We start from the raw sequence: 16561 nt of genomic DNA on the forward strand, positions 1-16561 counted from the left end.
CACTCATCTTCTGGGAGGAAGATATGACATTGAGAACTCTCCTGCTGGGCGCCTGCTCGGCACTTGCGTTTGCGGGCATGGCTTCGGCTGAAACGCTCACGATCGCGACCGTGAACAACGGCGACATGATCCGGATGCAGAAGCTGACGGACGACTTCAAAAAATCCAACCCCGACATCGATCTGGAATGGGTCACGCTCGAAGAGAACGTGCTGCGCCAGAAGGTCACCACCGACATCGCGACCAAGGGCGGTCAGTATGACGTTCTGACCATCGGCACTTACGAAGTTCCGATCTGGGCAAAGCAGGGCTGGCTGATGCCGCTCGACAATCTCGGCGCCGACTACGATGCCGACGACCTGCTGCCGGCTATCCGCAGCGGCCTGACCGCAGACGGCAAGCTCTATGCAGCTCCGTTCTACGGCGAAAGCTCCATGGTCATGTACCGCAAGGATCTGTTCGACGCTGCCGGCCTGAAGATGCCCGACGCTCCGACCTGGGACTTCATCGCAGACGCTGCGAAGAAGATCACCAACAAGGACAAGGAAATCTACGGCATCTGCCTTCGCGGCAAGGCTGGCTGGGGCGAAAACATGGCCTTCCTGACGGCTATGTCGAACTCCTTCGGCGCTCGCTGGTTTGACGAAAAGTGGGCACCGCAGTTCGATCAGCCCGAGTGGAAGGACACGCTGAACTTCTACGTCAACCTGATGAAGGAAGCCGGCCCTCCCGGTGCTTCTTCGAACGGCTTCAACGAAAACCTGGCGCTCTTCCAGACCGGCAAGTGCGGCATGTGGATCGACGCGACCGTTGCTGCATCTTTCGTCAGCAACCCGAAGGAATCGCAGGTTGCTGACAAGGTCGGCTTCGCTCTGGCTCCGGATAAGGGCCTCGGCAAGCGCGGCAACTGGCTCTGGGCCTGGAACCTCGCCATCCCGGCAGGCTCGCAGAAGGTCGAAGCGGCTGAGAAGTTCGTCGCCTGGGCTACCAGCAAGCACTACACCGAGCTGGTCGCCGAGAAGGAAGGCTGGCTGAATGCACCTCCCGGTACGCGCTCTTCGCTCTATGCGAATGCCGATTACCAGAAGGCAGCTCCTTTCGCGAAGATGACGCTGGACTCGATCAACTCGGCTGACCCGACCAAGCCGACCGTAAAGCCGGTCCCCTATGTCGGCGTTCAGTTCGTGGCGATCCCGGAATTCCAAGGCATCGGTACGGCCGTTGGCCAGCAGTTCTCCGCAGCGCTTGCCGGCCAGATCTCGGTCGACCAGGCTCTCCAGAGCGCACAGCAGCTGACCACCCGCGAAATGACCAAGGCTGGTTACATCAAGTAATAACCTCCTGAGAACGGGTTGGAATGCTTGACATTCCACTCAACTGGGCCGCCGAATTGCCCGAACTGCATCGGCGGCCCCTTTTTTTCTTTGCTGCCCTGCAGCCGTTCGCCACTCCAAGACAAGATCGGTAATTGCCATGGCAACGTTACACACCCGCTCTGCGGCGCGCATGATGATGGCGCCTTCGGTCATCCTCCTGCTGCTCTGGTCGCTCATCCCGCTGGCGATGACGATCTACTTCTCGCTGCTGAACTACAATCTGCTCAGCCCGGGCATGGAAACCTTCGTCGGCTTCCTCAATTATAAATACTTCCTCACGGACCCGGCCTTCTTCTCGGCGCTTGGCAATACGTTGCTGCTCGTGCTTGGGGTGCTGTTGATCACCGTCATCGGCGGCATTGCCTTCGCCATCCTGCTGAACCAGGACATCTACGGGCAGGGCATCGTGCGCATCCTGGTGATCGCGCCGTTCTTCGTCATGCCGACGGTCGCAGCGCTCGTCTGGAAGAACATGTTCATGAACCCGGTCAACGGGCTCTTCGCGCATCTCGCCAAGGCGCTCGGATTGCAGCCCTATGACTGGCTGGCGAATGCGCCGCTGTTCTCGATCATCCTGATCGTTGCCTGGCAGTGGTTGCCCTTCGCGACGCTCATCATGCTGACGGCCCTGCAGTCGCTCGACGAAGAGCAGCAGGAAGCCGCCGAAATGGACGGCGCAGGGGTTGTCTCGAAATTCATCTATATCGTGCTGCCGCACATGGCCCGCGCCATCACCGTGGTCATCCTGATCCAGACGATCTTCCTGTTGTCCGTCTTCGCCGAAATCCTGGTCACGACCAATGGCGGTCCCGGCACGCAGAGCACGAACCTGACCTACCTGGTCTATGTGCAGGCGCTTCTGCAGTTCGATATCGGCGGTGCTTCGGCAGGCGGTATCGTCGCTGTCATCCTCGCCAATATCGTCGCGATCTTCCTTGTCCGCCTCGTCGGCAAGAACCTGGAGGCGTAAGATGGCTCGCAAAGTCACAACACAGCGCAAGGTCATCATGACCGCGATTGCCTGGACGCTCGGGATCCTGATCTTCTTCCCGATCCTCTGGACCTTCCTGACGAGCTTCAAGTCGGAAGCCGATGCAATCGCCTCGCCGCCGCAGTTCCTGTTCTTCCACTGGACGACCGAGAACTATTCGGAAGTGCAGAGCCGGTCGAACTATCTCGGCCACTTCATGAACTCGGTGATCATCTCCTTCGGCTCGACGCTGCTTGGCCTGATCATCGCCATCCCGGCCGCCTGGGCCATGGCGTTCTCGCCGACCAAGCGGACCAAGGATGTCCTGATGTGGATGCTGTCGACGAAGATGATGCCGCCGGTCGGCGCGCTCATCCCGATCTACCTGATGTTCCGCAACAGCGGCCTGCTCGACAGCCGCTTCGGACTGGTGATCGTGCTGACGCTGATCAACCTGCCGATCATCGTCTGGATGCTCTACACATACTTCAAGGAAATCCCCGGCGAGATCCTCGAAGCCGCCCGCATGGACGGCGCCTCGCTCGCCAAGGAAATCATCTACGTGCTGACGCCGATGGCCGTTCCCGGAATTGCCTCGACGCTGCTGCTCAACATCATCCTTGCCTGGAACGAAGCCTTCTGGACCCTCAACCTCTCTGCCTCAAAGGCGGCGCCGCTGACGGCCTTCATCGCTTCCTATTCCAGCCCCGAAGGCTTGTTCTACGCAAAGCTTTCGGCAGCATCGACAATGGCGATCGCCCCGATCCTTATCCTCGGCTGGTTCTCGCAGAAACAACTCGTCCGCGGCCTGACCTTCGGCGCGGTGAAATAAGACTACAGGGAGAGAAACATGGGCAGCATTACCCTTCAGAAAGTCTCGAAGGTCTTCGGCGAAGCCAAGGTCATCCCTTCGATCGATCTCGATATCAAGGACGGCGAGTTCGTCGTCTTCGTCGGCCCCTCCGGCTGCGGCAAGTCCACGCTGCTCCGGCTGATCGCCGGGCTTGAGGACGTCTCCAGCGGCAAGATCGTCATCGACGGCAAGGACGCGACCGAAAGGGCCCCGTCCGAACGCGGTCTGGCGATGGTCTTCCAGTCCTACGCGCTCTATCCGCATATGAGCGTGCGCAACAACATCGCCTTCCCGCTGAAGATGGCGGGGATGGACAAGGCCGAAATCGACAAGAAGGTCGCCGATGCGGCCCGGGTTCTGAACCTCACCGACTATCTGGAGCGCAAGCCGCGCCAGCTTTCGGGTGGTCAGCGCCAGCGCGTCGCCATCGGCCGCGCGATCGTCCGCCAGCCGTCGGCCTTCCTGTTCGACGAACCGCTGTCGAACCTCGATGCCGCGCTGCGCGTCAACATGCGCATCGAGATCAGCGAGCTGCACCAGCAGCTGAAGACCACGATGATCTACGTCACCCACGACCAGGTGGAAGCCATGACCATGGCCGACAAGATCGTGGTGCTGAACAAGGGCAATATCGAGCAGGTCGGCTCGCCGCTTGAGCTCTACAAGAACCCGCGCAATCTCTTCGTCGCCGGCTTCATCGGCTCGCCGAAGATGAATTTCGTCAAGGGTCAGACGGCAGCACAGCTCGGCGCACACACGATCGGCATTCGTCCGGAGCATGTGATGCTGTCGAACGAGAGCGGTGAGTGGAAGGGCAGGGTCACGGTCGCCGAGCATCTCGGCTCCGATACGTTCCTGCATATCGACGTCGATGGCATTGGCCCGGTGACGGCGCGTGGCGGTGGCGAATTCGCGGCCAAGGCGGGCGACACCGTCTACCTGACGCCGGACAAGACCCGCATCCACAAATTCAACGAGGGCGGCCTCGCCATCTGAGGCGACGACCGGGCCGGGGTGGCCATGTGAAGCGGGCAGGGTGTCCGCTTCACCGATACCCGGAGCGGCTGCCGTTCCGGAAGACCTCAAGAGGACTGAGATCATGACGTGCAAACTATCGCTGGCAACGCTTACCGAAGCGGCAAAGACCGCTGCAATTCCGGCCTATGACCGGGCGTCGCTCACGGCCGGCATCGTGCACTTCGGCGTCGGCAATTTTCATCGCGCCCATCAGGCGATCTATCTCGACGACCTGTTCAACCAGGGGCAGGATCACGACTGGGCGATCGTCGGCGCGGGCATGCTGCCGTCGGACGCGGCCATGCGCGAGAAGCTCGCGGCCCAAGATTTCCTGACGACCGTCGTCGAGCAGGACAACAACAAGACCGCGGCCCGGGTCACCGGACCGATGGCCGACATTCTGCCGATCGGCGACGCCAAGGCGATCATCGCCAAGCTCTCCGATCCCGCAATCCGCATCGTCTCGATGACAATCACCGAAGGCGGCTATTTCATCGACGCTTCCGGCAAGTTCAATCCGGAGCATCCGGCGATTGCCGCCGACGGCAAGAACCCGACGGAGCCGAAGACCGTCTTCGGCCTGATCGTCGCCGGTCTGAAGGCGCGCAAGGACAAGGGCATCGTGCCGTTCACGGTCATGTCCTGCGATAACATTCCGCATAACGGCGTCGTCACCACCAATGCTGTCGTCGGCACCGCGAAGCTTTCCGATCCGGCGCTTGCCGACTGGATCAAGGCCAATGTCGCCTTTCCGAATGCCATGGTCGACCGCATTACGCCGGCAACCGGTCAGCGCGAAATCGATCTTCTGAAGGATCAGTTCGGCATCGAGGACAACTGGCCGGTCTACTGCGAAGAGTTCAAGCAGTGGGTGCTGGAAGACAAGTTCACGGCGGGCCGCCCGGCGCTCGAAAAGGTCGGCGTCACCTTCGTTCCCGATGTCACGCCTTACGAACATATGAAGATCCGCATCCTGAACGGCGGCCATGCGGCGATCGCCTATCCGGCGGCTCTGATGGACATTCACTTCGTGCACGACTCGATGGAAGATCCGCTGATCCGCGCCTTCCTGGCGAAGCTCGAAAAGGATGAGATCATCCCGATCGTTCCGCCGGTGCCGAACACTTCGCTGCAGGATTATTTCCAGCTGATCGAGCGGCGCCTGCTCAACCCGAAGATCGCCGATACCATTCCGCGCCTAGCGCAGGATGGTTCGAACCGTCAGCCGAAGTTCATCCTGCCCTCGACGCTCGACAATCTCAGCCAGGGCCGTGATGTCGTCGGCCTGTCGTTGGTCTCGGCGCTCTGGTGCCGCTACTTCGCCGGCAAGACCGACAGCGGCAAGGACATCGTCTTCAACGATGCCAGCGCCGACCGTCTGCATGCCGCGGCGCTGAAGGCCAAGGACGATCCGATGGCATTCCTCGCCTTCGACGACATCTTCGGCGAAGTGGCGAAATCGGAAATCTTCCGCAAGCGCTTCGCACATGCCCTGAAAACGCTGTGGGAAAAGGGCACCCGCGAGACGCTGCAGCTCTATCTCGACGGCAAGCTTGCAGTGTAAGCAATTGCGATGGCGGCGGATGACGCCGCCATCGACCCGCCTTGCGGCAAGCGGGCCGGCAACGCGTCCGAGAACATGGTTGGTCTTTCATGACTGAGACACGGCTTGTCATTTTCGATTGCGACGGCGTGCTCGTCGACAGCGAGCCGATATCCGTCAACGTTCTCGTCAAGGCGATGAACGATCTCGGTGTTCCGATCACGGAAGAGGAGGTCTATGGCCGGTTTCTCGGCAAGAGCCTTGCGACCGTCATCGAAACCATGAGAAACGACTATCACGTCCATGCCGGGGAAGAATTTCTCGAGCGGATGCGGGTCGATCTCTACAGCCGCTTCCGCAACGAGCTGAAGCCGATCGAGGGTATCGGCGAGACGATCGACGCGCTGCATCTGCCCTGCTGCGTGGCCTCGTCCAGCCAGGTCGAGCGCATCAAGCTTTCGCTTTCCGTCACCGGGCTGATCGACAAGCTGCCGAACATCTTCAGCGCCAGCATGGTCAAGAACGGCAAGCCGGCACCTGATCTTTTTCTGCATGCAGCGCGGGAAATGCATGTCGCGCCGGAGAACTGCGTCGTCATCGAAGATAGTCCTGCAGGCATCGAGGCGGCAAAGGCGGCCGGCATGCGTGTCTTTGCCTTCACCGGCGGCTCGCACGCCAATTTCGAAGGCTATCGTGCTGAACTTGACCGGCTTTCGCCCGAAGCGGTGTTTGACGTGATGCCGGATTTGATACACCTTATCCAGAAACAAAAGCTGGATGGGATGCACCCCTGATGCATGATCACGTGGTTGCGGTGGATGTCGGCACCGGCAGTGCGCGCGCCGGTGTCTTCGATGCCACCGGCCGGTTGCTTGGCAAGGCCGAGCATCCCATCATCATGAACAGACCGCGTGAAAACCACGCCGAGCACGATTCCGAAAATATCTGGTCCGCCGTCTGCATCTCGGTCCGCAAGGCCGTGGAACAATCCGGCGTGGCGCCCGCCTCGATCGGCGCGATCGGCTTCGACGGGACCTGCTCGCTTGTCGTGCGCGATGTCGAGGGGCGGCAGATTTCCGTTTCGACCGGTGGCGAAAAGCGGTTCGACACGATCGTCTGGCTCGATCATCGGGCGCTGCAGGAGGCTGATTTCTGCACGGCGACGGAACATGCGGTGCTGGAGCATTCCGGGCATTTCATGTCGCCCGAAATGGAAATGCCGAAGCTGATGTGGCTGAAGAAGAAGCTGCCAGGCACCTGGATGAATGCCGGCTACTTCTTCGACCTGGCCGACTTCATGACCTGGAAAGCGACGGGATCGCTGAACCGCTCGCGCTGCACGCTGACGGCCAAGTGGAACTATCTCTCCCATGAGAAAGACGGCTGGCGGAAAGACTTCCTGGCGAAGATCGGCCTTGAGGACCTGCAAGAGCGCGGGCATCTGCCTGACGATACAATTCCGGTCGGCTCCAGCGTCGGCACGCTGACGCAGGAAGCGGCCTCGGCCCTCGGTCTGACGACGGCATGCCACGTCTCGGCGGGTATGATCGACGCCTATGCCGGGGCTCTCGGCACGCTCGGCGGCTTTGCCGATGATCCGCGCGCGCTCGAGCGGCAGCTGGCGCTGATCGCCGGTACATCGAGCTGCATCGTTTCCTTTTCGCGCGAACGGCGGCCGAGCCATGGCATGTGGGGCCCGTATTACGAAGCCGTATTTCCGCAGTCCTGGCTTGTCGAAGCCGGACAGTCGGCGACCGGCGCGCTTCTCGATCATATCGTGCGCATGCATGCTGCAGGCGGCGAGCCGACGGCGGCACTGCACCAGAAGATCGCCGCCCGCGTTGCGCAGCTTCGCGCCGAGGAGGGCGACGACGCCTTCGGCGCTCGCATTTTCGTGCTCCCCGATTTCCACGGCAACCGCTCGCCGCTTGCCGATCCGCATGCTGTCGGCGTCGTCAGCGGATTGACGCTCGACACGTCCTTCGACGGTCTCTGCGCGCTCTATTGGCGCACGGCCGTCGGGATCGCGCTCGGCATCCGCCACATCCTCGAGAAGATGAAGGAATATGGCTACGTGCCCGACACGCTGCATGTGGCAGGCGGCCATGTGAAGAACCCGGTGCTGATGGAGCTCTATTCCGATGCGACGGGATGCAAGGTGGTGGTGCCGAAGATGAACGAGGCCGTGCTGCTCGGCACGGCAATCGCCGCATCCGTCGCCTGCGGCCTGCACCGCGATCTCGCCGCCGCCGGAACCGCCATGTATCCTGGCGGCGACGAGCGCAGCCCGAATGCCGGGAAGCGGGCGATGTACGATCGGGAATACCGCCGGCTGCTGGCGATGTATCGCCATCGTGCCGAGCTGGAGGCGATGGATTAACCTCCGCCGCGGCCCTCGCCCAGGATGGCGCCGAATTCGGCCATGCGGCGTTCGCGCTGCTGTGCTTCATCGCCGGTGGCGGCGATCACCGTTTCCGAGAGACAATCGAGCAAGGCCATCAGCGGCGGCAGGTTGTCGTCATCAGGGACGCGCGACGGCGGCAGCGTCAGCATGATGTTGGATTGATCCGGCATCCAGTCATTGTTCTCGGCAGCGATCAGGACGACCTTGTAGCCGTAGCGCCGTGCCGTTCTGGCAAGCAGCCGGGCGCGGGCGAAGCGGCGGCTGTCGACGATGACGAGGAGGGCGCCTTCGCCGGTCTGGCGGGCAAACAATTCGGCGAAACGGCTGCCGGAGCCATCGAGGGCCCGCACACCATCGCGGGCGCGGGTCAGCCGCTGGGCGAAATGCGAGGCGAAGCCGGCCATGCGGGCATGCGTGGCGATGAAGACTTCGCGCGCGCCTGAGATCATCGCTACGGCTTCGGCCCATTGGGGCTGGGCGGTGAGATGATAGATGTGGTGCAGGGCCTGGATCTGTTCGGTGACGAGCAACGCCAGCGGCTTGCCGCTCGATGCGTCGGTCTGCAGTTCGGTGAGCGAGGTCTGCAATTGCACCGGCGAGGTGACGGCGGTTTCGCGGATGTGGATCTTGACGCTGTCGAGCCCCTGATAGCCGAGCGCCCGCAGAAAGCGGCCGACGGTCATCGGGCTGAGGTCCAGCCGGTCGGCGACGGAGGCCGCGGTTTCGAAGGGCAAATCGTTCAGATGCTCGGTGAAATATTTCGCGATCCGGCGCTCCGCTGGGGTGCCGGATTTCACGTAATGCCTGAGCTTCTGGACGAAGTCTTCCACGCGGGCATCCCCTCACTGGCAGAGGCGCGGAGGCTTCCGATGCGCTTAGGCGAGACTTGCCGTTTGCAACTATTTCCGGAAGCTGCGTCTCAGGCTCAAGTTTAGATCGAATAGTTTGCAGTATATATTAGTGTCTAGTTGCAGACAAGTTTTCCATTGTTGCATGTAATTTTATTTCCGCTTGCCGTTCTGCGCGGGGATTCCTACATCCGGGACAACACATGGAGACGCCAAAGCATGATCCTTGACGCCGCTCGTCTGTCCTTCCGCAATCTTCTCGCCGCCGAGACGCGCTCGGTCTTCTGGAAGGTTCTCGGCCTTACCCTGCTGGTGCTGGTGGGGCTGTGGTTCGTGCTGCGCAGCCTGTTTGCCACGCTGCTCTTTCCCTGGGTCGCGGGCTTCTTTCCGCAGATGCCGGAATGGGCCGGATGGCTGAGCTTCGTCTTCGCCATCCTTGCCGGTCTCGGGCTGGCGCTCGGTCTCGCGCTGCTGCTGTCGCCGGTGACGGCGCTGATCGCCGGACTGTTTCTCGACGATGTGGCCGAGGTTGTGGAAAAGCGGGACTACCCAAATGACCGGCCGGGCAACGCTATGCCGTTCGGCCCGGCTCTCGCGAGCTCGATCAAGTTTCTGGGTGTGGTGATCCTTGGCAATATGATCGCGCTGTTCCTGCTTTTCATTCCCGGCGTCAACCTGATCGCCTTCTTCATGGTCAACGGCTATCTGCTGGGGCGGGAATTCTTCGAATTTGCGGCGATGCGCTTCCGGCCGCCCGAGGAGGCCCGGGCGTTCCGGGCCAAGCACGGATCGACGGTCTTCCTGGGCGGCCTTGTCATCGCGGCCTTTCTTGCGGTGCCGTTCCTCAATCTCCTCACGCCGCTCTTTGCCGCCGGCATGATGGTGCACCTGCACAAGCTGGTGTCGCAGAAGGATCCGGCCTTCAGAGGCTAGGTCAGGCGGGCAGCGCCGAGGCGTCGTACATGGCGGCAAACTCGGCGCTCGGCGGGATCGGCTTGATGATGTCGATCAGCACGCCGTTCGGATCGGCGGTGATGAAATGCCGCTGGCCGAAATCCTCGTCGCGCAGATCGCGCATGATCGGCAGGCCGGCCGTCTTGCAGGCGGTGTAGATCGTATCGACATCCTCGACCTCGAAATTCAGAAGCAGGCCGGAGACCTTGCCGCGCGCCTGCTCGGGAATGGTCTCGTGGCTGCCGTCGAGGACTGCAAGGGTGACGTTCTCATTTTCCATGGACTGGAGATGGACGTACCAGTCGGCTTCAAATAGCGCCTGAAAGCGGAAATGCGTGATGTAGAAGGCCGCCGTGGCCGCCACGTCATCGGTCATGATCACCGGATAATAGCTCGTCGATTTCACTTCGTTGCTCCTCTTTTATTTGCGTACAGTTTGTATGTTTTTTCGTTTAACATACGTGCAGTGTGTATGTAAATAGAAGATATGAGCAGGACCAATCGCGAACGAACCGAACAGACACAGCAGGCGCTGATTGCGGCAGCGCGCCGACTCTTCGTAGACAAGGGCTATGCCGAGACCGCGACGCCGGACATCGTTTCGGCGGCGGGTGTGACGCGCGGGGCGCTCTATCACCATTTCGAAGACAAGCGGGCGCTGTTCCGTGCGGTCATCGAACAGGAGGCGGAGAGGGTCGCCGAAGAGATCGAGAGCCGTTCGGCGGATGCGCAGTCGCCGCGCGATGCGCTGCTCTCGGGCGCTTCGGCCTATTTCGATGCCATGGCGGCGGAGGGGCGCACGCGGCTTCTGTTGCTGGAGGCACCGGCGGTTCTCGGCGCAGAAGCATCGGCGATCGACCGCGAGAATGCCGAGGAAAGTCTGCGGCGGGGATTGGCAACGATGCTGCCGGCCGCCGGGGTGCAGCTTGGACCGCTGACATCATTGTTGTCAGCCGCCTTTGACCGTGCGGCGATCGAGATCGAGCAGGGCGGGGTGCGTAAGGACTACGAGAGGGCGATTGCCAGCCTACTCGACGGCCTCGCCGATCACCTGCGGCGGTAGTTCGACCAGCGGCGCCGGCATTTCCCAGGTCTTCTCCGCCGATTTACAGATGTCGGCGATGATACAGTGCTCGCATTCCGGACGTCTGGCCTTGCAGGTATAGCGCCCATGAAGGATCAGCCAGTGATGGGCGTGGTAGAGATACTGTTTCGGCACCACCTTCATCATCCGTTCTTCGACTTCATCCGGCGTCTTGCCGGGGGCGAGCCTGATGCGGTTGGCGATGCGGAAGATGTGGGTATCGACGGCCATGGTCGCTTGGCCGAAGGCCATGGAGAGCACGACATTGGCGGTCTTGCGGCCGACGCCCGGCAGACGGATGAGCTCTTCGAGCGTCTGCGGCACGACGCCGCCGAATTCATCCACCAGCATCTGCGAGAGAGCCATGACGTTCTTCGCCTTGTTGCGATAGAGGCCGATGGTCTTGATGTAGTCACGCACCTGCTCTTCGCCGAGATCGAGCATCTTCTCAGGTGTATCTGCCGCCCTGAAAAGGGCGCGGGTCGCCTTGTTGACGCCGGCGTCCGTCGCCTGCGCCGAAAGCGCCACGGCGACCACCAGCGTGAAGGGGTTGCTGTGCTCCAGCTCGCCCTTCGGCTCCGGCCGCTGGACCGAAAAACGGCGGAAGATCTCTTCGCGCTCGGCCTCGGAATAGGCGGTGCGCACCGCGGTCTTCTTGCGGCGGACGATCACTTTTGAGTTTGCGGAAGTCCGGGAAGCGGATTTGAGTTTCGGTTCGGCCATGGACAATCTATACTCGCCAGCCATGACGGAAAGCAACGCCGACAGCGCGCGCGAACAGCCTGTTTTCGCAGCCGAACTTTTCCCTTACCGCTCTCTCGGCCGCAAGGGCTTCCGCATCCTGCTGGCGATATCCGGCGGTATCTGCTTCCTCTACGGAATGTTCTTCATCGTCACCGGCGCCTGGCCGATCGGCTTCTTTTTCGGGCTCGATTTCGCGCTGCTCTACGGCGCCTTCTGGCTGAACTACCGGTCAGGGCGGGCACGCGAGGAAGTGACGGTGTCGCGTACCGATGTGGCGATCCGAAAATTCGCGCCGTCGGGCAAGATGGTCGAGCATCATTTCAATCCCTTCTGGACCCGCTTTCTCGTGCGCCGACACGACGAGATCGGCATTCTTTCTATGCATGTTTCCGGGCAGGGCCGGCGGACGGATATCGGCTCCTTCCTCAATCCCGATGACCGCGAAAGCTTCGCCAAAGCCTTTAAGGGGGCGCTGGCGACCGTCAAGCAGCGGTTATGAAAGTGGCGCAAGAAACGGGTGGCTTGCGAGATCGCCCTTGATTATCTCCTTGTTACAAGGAGAAATACGATGAACATGATCGCAAATCTGAACAGAGACATCACGCCTGACGGTCCCGACTACGAGACCGTGCGGCAGGTCATCGAATTGATCACCGAGGATTACCGCGACCAGCCTTCGCTGGACGATATCGCCGCGCGCCTCAACCAGTCGCCGACGCAGCTGCAGAAGACTTTTACGCGCTGGGCCGGGCTTTCGCCGAAAGCCTTCCTGCAGGCGGTGACGCTCGATCATGCCAAGCGGCTGCTGCGGCAGGAAGAGCTGCCGCTGCTGGAGACGTCGTTCGAAGTCGGCCTGTCCGGGCCGAGCCGATTGCACGATCTCTTCGTTACCCACGAGGCGATGTCGCCAGGGGAATGGAAGGGAAGGGGTGGCGGGCTGACTATCCGCTATGGTTTCCACCATTCGCCGTTTGGCGTTGCGTTGGTCATGGCCACCGATCGAGGGCTCGCCGGCCTAGCCTTCAGCGATCTCGGAGACGAGGCGGCCTGTTTCGACGATATGGCCTGCCGCTGGCCGAATGCCGAATATGTCGAGGACAATCAGGCGACGGCGCCCTATGCAGAGCGCATCTTCCAGCCGGGCAAGTGGTCGTCCGAGCAGCCGCTGCGGGTGGTGCTGATCGGCACGGATTTCCAGGTGCGCGTCTGGGAAAGCCTGCTCAAGATTCCCTTCGGCAAGGCGGTCACCTATAGCGATATCGCCAATGACATCGGCAATCCGAAGGCGATGCGGGCTGTCGGGGCTGCTGTTGGCGCCAACCCGATTTCCTTCGTCGTGCCCTGCCATCGTGCGCTCGGCAAGAGTGGCGCGCTGACGGGATATCATTGGGGTCTGACGCGCAAGCGTGCAATGCTTGGGTGGGAGTCGGCGCACGCCTGAAAAGTTTGCGCGAGCAGCCCTCTGTAACTTCGAGCGAGCAGCCCCCTCATCCGGCTGCCGCCACCTTCTCCCCGAGGGGAGAAGGGACTTGTGGCGGGCCTGCCTTTTTCCCTTCTCCCCTCGGGGAGAAGGTGCCCGAAGGGCGGATGAGGGGGCCAGATCAGCAGAGCTAGCCTTCAGCCAGTTCCAGCAGCGCCTTGGCGGCACTCTCATCGGTGATCAGCGTGTTGCAGCCGATACGCTTGATCGTTGCGCGGATGGCGGTGGCGCGGTGGGCGCCGCCTGAGGAGAGCACGATGTGCTTGGCCTTCTTCAGCGTATCGAGATCGACCGACATGACGCGGCTGTTGATCGAGTGATCGATGGTGTTGCCGTCCTTGTCGAGGAAGTTGAACATCGTATCGCAGACGCAGCCGGCGTCGATGAGCTCCTGCAGTTCGGCCTTGGATATCCAGCCCTCCGACAACGAAGTCGAGTGCGGGCCGATATCGCCGCAGGAGACGATGGCGAGATCGAGATTTTCGGCGAGGCGGTAGATGGTTTCCAGCCCGCATTTGTCGATCAGGTTCCGCTTCGTCTCGGTGGAATCGACGAGCAGCGGCGCCAGGAACATGTAGCATTCGGCGCCGAGCTGGTTTGCCAGGCGCCACGTGTAATCGATTGGGTTCGTCTGATGTACCGCGACGATGCCGCCGAGCAGGGACACCACCTTGCAATTGTCGCGCCTGGGCGGGCGGAAGCTTGAAAGCGATGCCGTCATCGTGCGGCCCCAGCCGACACCGATCGTATAGTCGTCGGGGATTGCCTCGGACAGAAACTGGCCGAGCGCCAGGCCGACGCTTTTTGCCAGAGCATTGACGTCGTTGTTGACGGGCGAGGGAACGACGATTGCCTCGTCGAGGCCATAGGCGCGTTCCAGCTTGACCGAAAGCTCGACGCAGTCGCCGATGGAATCGTTGATCCAGATCTGCACTTCGCTGCGCTTCATCGCCTCGTCGAGGAGGCGGATCACAGTCGTGCGGCTGATGCCGAGCTGCTCGGCAACATCCTTCTGGGTCAGGCCCTGATTGTAATAGAGCCATGCCGCCCGCAGACGCAGCGACGAGGCTTCGGAATAGGCGGTATGCGTGCCGCGCTTCAGCTTGACCACATCTTCTCTCGCGAAAATTTCACCCTAGTTTGCTTCAGCAAGCGAAAGGGGTGCAGGCATTCCTTTGTTCCCCGGCGATAATGACCGGTGTGACACTTATGTCAATTGAAATGCACAAATGTCCTTGACTTTCGATGAACTGAATTGCCATATTATCGATGACAAAAGTCGTTCTTGTCCGTCCGAGGAGGACAGTGTGCGGGCATGCGGGAAGTCAGGACCGGCCATGGTGCCGCGGGCATTGCCTGCGCGGAATTATCGCGCCATTCTTTCCCTCCGCACCGGGAACACTGCGGGTGTTCCTCACGTTAGCCCAATAGCCGTGATGGAGCCGCGCCTTTTCGCCTGCAACACGAACGTCAGCATTCCGTAGATCACCTCTTTCCGGGCGAAGATCGCGCCGGTCCGCAGCTCAGTCACAAAGGATTTTGACCATGACATCCAAGCTTGACCAACTCCGCGAGATAACCACGGTGGTTGCCGATACCGGCGACATCGAGGCCGTTGCCCGTCTGAAGCCGGTCGATTGCACCACGAACCCGAGCATCGTTCTGAAGGCATTGGGCACGCCGATGTTTGCCGATGCGATCAAGGAAGGCGTTGCCTGGGGCAAGAAGCAGGGCGGCAATGCCGAAGCCGTTTCGGCTGCCGTTGCCGATCGTCTGGCGATCTCCGTTGGTGCGGCTCTCGTGAAGCTCGTTCCGGGCCGCGTTTCGACGGAAGTCGATGCCGACCTTTCCTTCGACACCGAGGCATCGCTTGCCAAGGCCCGTTCGATCATCGCCGCCTACAAGGAGCGCGGCATCGAGCGTGACCGCATCCTGATCAAGCTCGCTTCGACCTGGGAAGGCATCCGCGCCGCCGAAGTGCTGCAGAAGGAAGGCATCGACTGCAACCTGACGCTTCTGTTCTCGAAGGCTCAGGCCGTTGCCTGCGCTGACGCCAAGGTATTCCTGATCTCGCCCTTCGTCGGCCGTATCCTCGACTGGTACAAGAAGTCGACCGGCAAGGAGTTCACCCCTGAGGAAGATCCGGGCGTCATCTCGGTGCGCGACATCTACAACTACTACAAGGCCAACGACATCAAGACGATCGTCATGGGCGCCTCGTTCCGCAGCGCCGGCGAAATCGAAGCGCTGGCCGGTTGCGACCGCCTGACGATCGCTCCGAACCTGCTGGACGAACTGTCCAACGACCAGGGCAAGCTGGAGCGCAAGCTCTCGCCGGAGACCGTCAAGCCGGCTGCGAAGATCAGCGTCGACGAAAAGACCTTCCGCTGGATGATGAACGAAGACGCGATGGCGACCGAAAAGCTCGCCGAAGGCATCCGCGCCTTCGCCAAGGACCTCGGCACGCTGCGCGGCATGGTTCAGAAGGAACTGCAGCTCGCCGCTGCCTGATCCTGCCGGATAAGTGTTTGAAAAGGCCCGGACGCCGATGGTGTCTGGGCCTTTTTCATGATGATATCGTCAGCCGAGGCAGGAGAAGCGGAATGGCAGGCAGCAAGCGCTCCGGTTTTATGACCTACGCAATCAGACACGGCAGTTTCATCATCGCCTTCGCCGCCGGGTTCGCCGTTTTCCTGCTGCTGACATCGCGTGACGTGAATGCCAAGAACGTCCTGGTCGGCTGGAATGTCACGGCCATCGTCTTCATCGGCATCAGCTGGCGCAAGATGCTGCGGGCAACCGTCTCGGATATCCGGCGGCGCTCGGAAGATCTGGATTTTTCCGATACGTTCGTGCTGTTCCTGTCGATCGCTGCAGCTATCGCCAGCATTGCCGGCATCGGTCTCGAGCTGCATTCCGTCAAGGATGCGCCCCCTGACGTCGCCTTCGCACGGGCGATCGCGGCTGTCGTCACGATTCTGATTTCCTGGGTGTTCCTGCACACGCTCTTCACTATCCACTATGCCCACCGCTTCTATGGCGGGCCGGACAAGGGCGAGGGCTGATGTTTCCCGACAAGATAGAGGAGCCCACCTATTGGGACTTCCTCTATTTCTCTTTCACCATCGGAGTGGCGGCGCAGACGGCCGATGTGGCGGTATCATCGCGGACCATGCGCAAGATCGCCCTGCTGCATGCGATCCTGTCGTTTCTCTTCAACACGACGATCCTGGCATTGGCGATCAATGTCGGGGCGAGCCTGCTTTAGGCCCGCCCGTAAGAGGCGGT

16 protein-coding genes and 1 pseudogene are annotated in these 16561 nt (G+C 61.2%); 13 read left to right on the top strand and 4 right to left on the bottom strand.

Annotated features, from left to right (window positions below; all coding sequences use genetic code 11):
• The first annotated feature begins 23 nt into the window (after window positions 1-23).
• The 7 genes from F2982_RS11940 (at window position 24) to F2982_RS11970 (ending at window position 8139) form a co-directional block, all read left to right on the top strand.
• On the top strand, window positions 24-1334 hold the full coding sequence (locus tag F2982_RS11940; RefSeq protein ID WP_199628914.1) for a sugar ABC transporter substrate-binding protein: 1311 nt from the start codon (window positions 24-26) through the stop codon (window positions 1332-1334).
• A gap of 139 nt (window positions 1335-1473) precedes the next feature.
• Entirely contained in the window at window positions 1474-2346 is an 873-nt protein-coding gene (locus F2982_RS11945; protein ID WP_112719801.1) for a sugar ABC transporter permease, read from the top strand.
• Between the two features lies 1 nt (window position 2347).
• On the top strand, window positions 2348-3178 hold the full coding sequence (locus tag F2982_RS11950) for a carbohydrate ABC transporter permease (protein WP_112719800.1): 831 nt from the start codon (window positions 2348-2350) through the stop codon (window positions 3176-3178).
• An 18-nt stretch (window positions 3179-3196) separates the two neighbouring features.
• Window positions 3197-4195 carry an ABC transporter ATP-binding protein gene (locus F2982_RS11955; RefSeq protein ID WP_203427949.1) on the top strand — a complete coding sequence of 333 codons (999 nt, stop codon included), beginning with the start codon at window positions 3197-3199 and terminating at the stop codon, window positions 4193-4195.
• Between the two features lie 103 nt (window positions 4196-4298).
• A complete protein-coding gene (locus F2982_RS11960) occupies window positions 4299-5780 on the top strand; it encodes a mannitol dehydrogenase family protein (protein WP_203427950.1) in 1482 nt (493 codons plus the stop codon).
• A gap of 89 nt (window positions 5781-5869) precedes the next feature.
• Window positions 5870-6553: an HAD family hydrolase gene (locus tag F2982_RS11965; protein WP_112719797.1), complete on the top strand. Its 684-nt coding sequence runs from the start codon at window positions 5870-5872 to the stop codon at window positions 6551-6553.
• On the top strand, window positions 6553-8139 hold the full coding sequence (locus F2982_RS11970) for an FGGY-family carbohydrate kinase (protein WP_203427951.1): 1587 nt from the start codon (window positions 6553-6555) through the stop codon (window positions 8137-8139). The genes F2982_RS11965 and F2982_RS11970 overlap by 1 nt, the downstream gene beginning before the upstream one ends.
• Here F2982_RS11970 and F2982_RS11975 read toward each other — a convergent pair.
• Window positions 8136-8993 carry a MurR/RpiR family transcriptional regulator gene (locus F2982_RS11975; protein ID WP_130282295.1) on the bottom strand — a complete coding sequence of 286 codons (858 nt, stop codon included), beginning with the start codon at window positions 8991-8993 and terminating at the stop codon, window positions 8136-8138. The two genes, F2982_RS11970 and F2982_RS11975, sit on opposite strands and share 4 nt — an antisense overlap.
• 237 nt (window positions 8994-9230) lie before the next feature.
• Between F2982_RS11975 and F2982_RS11980 the strand changes: the two genes are divergently transcribed.
• Complete coding sequence (locus tag F2982_RS11980; RefSeq protein ID WP_203427952.1) at window positions 9231-9944, top strand: sulfate transporter family protein; 714 nt, start codon at window positions 9231-9233, stop codon at window positions 9942-9944.
• Window position 9945: 1 nt separating this feature from the next.
• Here the strand turns inward: F2982_RS11980 and F2982_RS11985 are convergent, their stop codons facing one another.
• Window positions 9946-10371, bottom strand: a complete 426-nt coding sequence (locus F2982_RS11985; protein ID WP_203427953.1) for a VOC family protein — start codon at window positions 10369-10371, stop codon at window positions 9946-9948.
• Between the two features lie 81 nt (window positions 10372-10452).
• Here F2982_RS11985 and F2982_RS11990 point away from each other — a divergent pair, with 81 nt between their 5' ends.
• A complete protein-coding gene (locus tag F2982_RS11990; protein ID WP_203427954.1) occupies window positions 10453-11028 on the top strand; it encodes a TetR family transcriptional regulator in 576 nt (191 codons plus the stop codon).
• Here F2982_RS11990 and nth read toward each other — a convergent pair.
• On the bottom strand, window positions 10993-11796 hold the full coding sequence (nth, locus tag F2982_RS11995; protein WP_203427955.1) for an endonuclease III: 804 nt from the start codon (window positions 11794-11796) through the stop codon (window positions 10993-10995). The genes F2982_RS11990 and nth overlap by 36 nt on opposite strands.
• On the opposite strand from nth, the gene F2982_RS12000 reads away from it, so the two are divergent.
• A complete protein-coding gene (locus tag F2982_RS12000) occupies window positions 11795-12292 on the top strand; it encodes a DUF2244 domain-containing protein (protein ID WP_203427956.1) in 498 nt (165 codons plus the stop codon). The two genes, nth and F2982_RS12000, sit on opposite strands and share 2 nt — an antisense overlap.
• Before the next feature lie 69 nt (window positions 12293-12361).
• The gene (locus F2982_RS12005) at window positions 12362-13234 is read left to right on the top strand and encodes a bifunctional helix-turn-helix domain-containing protein/methylated-DNA--[protein]-cysteine S-methyltransferase (protein WP_203427957.1); all 873 of its coding nucleotides are present in this window, start codon (window positions 12362-12364) and stop codon (window positions 13232-13234) included.
• 169 nt (window positions 13235-13403) lie between these two features.
• On the opposite strand, the gene F2982_RS12010 is transcribed toward F2982_RS12005, so the two are convergent.
• Window positions 13404-14384 carry a sugar-binding transcriptional regulator gene (locus tag F2982_RS12010; RefSeq protein ID WP_112719789.1) on the bottom strand — a complete coding sequence of 327 codons (981 nt, stop codon included), beginning with the start codon at window positions 14382-14384 and terminating at the stop codon, window positions 13404-13406.
• Between the two features lie 434 nt (window positions 14385-14818).
• Here F2982_RS12010 and tal point away from each other — a divergent pair, with 434 nt between their 5' ends.
• Together tal and F2982_RS12020 are read left to right on the top strand one after the other, a co-directional pair.
• Window positions 14819-15784: a transaldolase gene (tal, locus tag F2982_RS12015; RefSeq protein ID WP_112719788.1), complete on the top strand. Its 966-nt coding sequence runs from the start codon at window positions 14819-14821 to the stop codon at window positions 15782-15784.
• Between the two features lie 92 nt (window positions 15785-15876).
• Window positions 15877-16541: pseudogene (locus F2982_RS12020) on the top strand (DUF1345 domain-containing protein).
• Window positions 16542-16561: the final 20 nt, after the last annotated feature.

Origin of the sequence: Rhizobium sp. BG4 (assembly GCF_016864575.1) — a bacterium.
Lineage (GTDB): Bacteria > Pseudomonadota > Alphaproteobacteria > Rhizobiales > Rhizobiaceae > Rhizobium.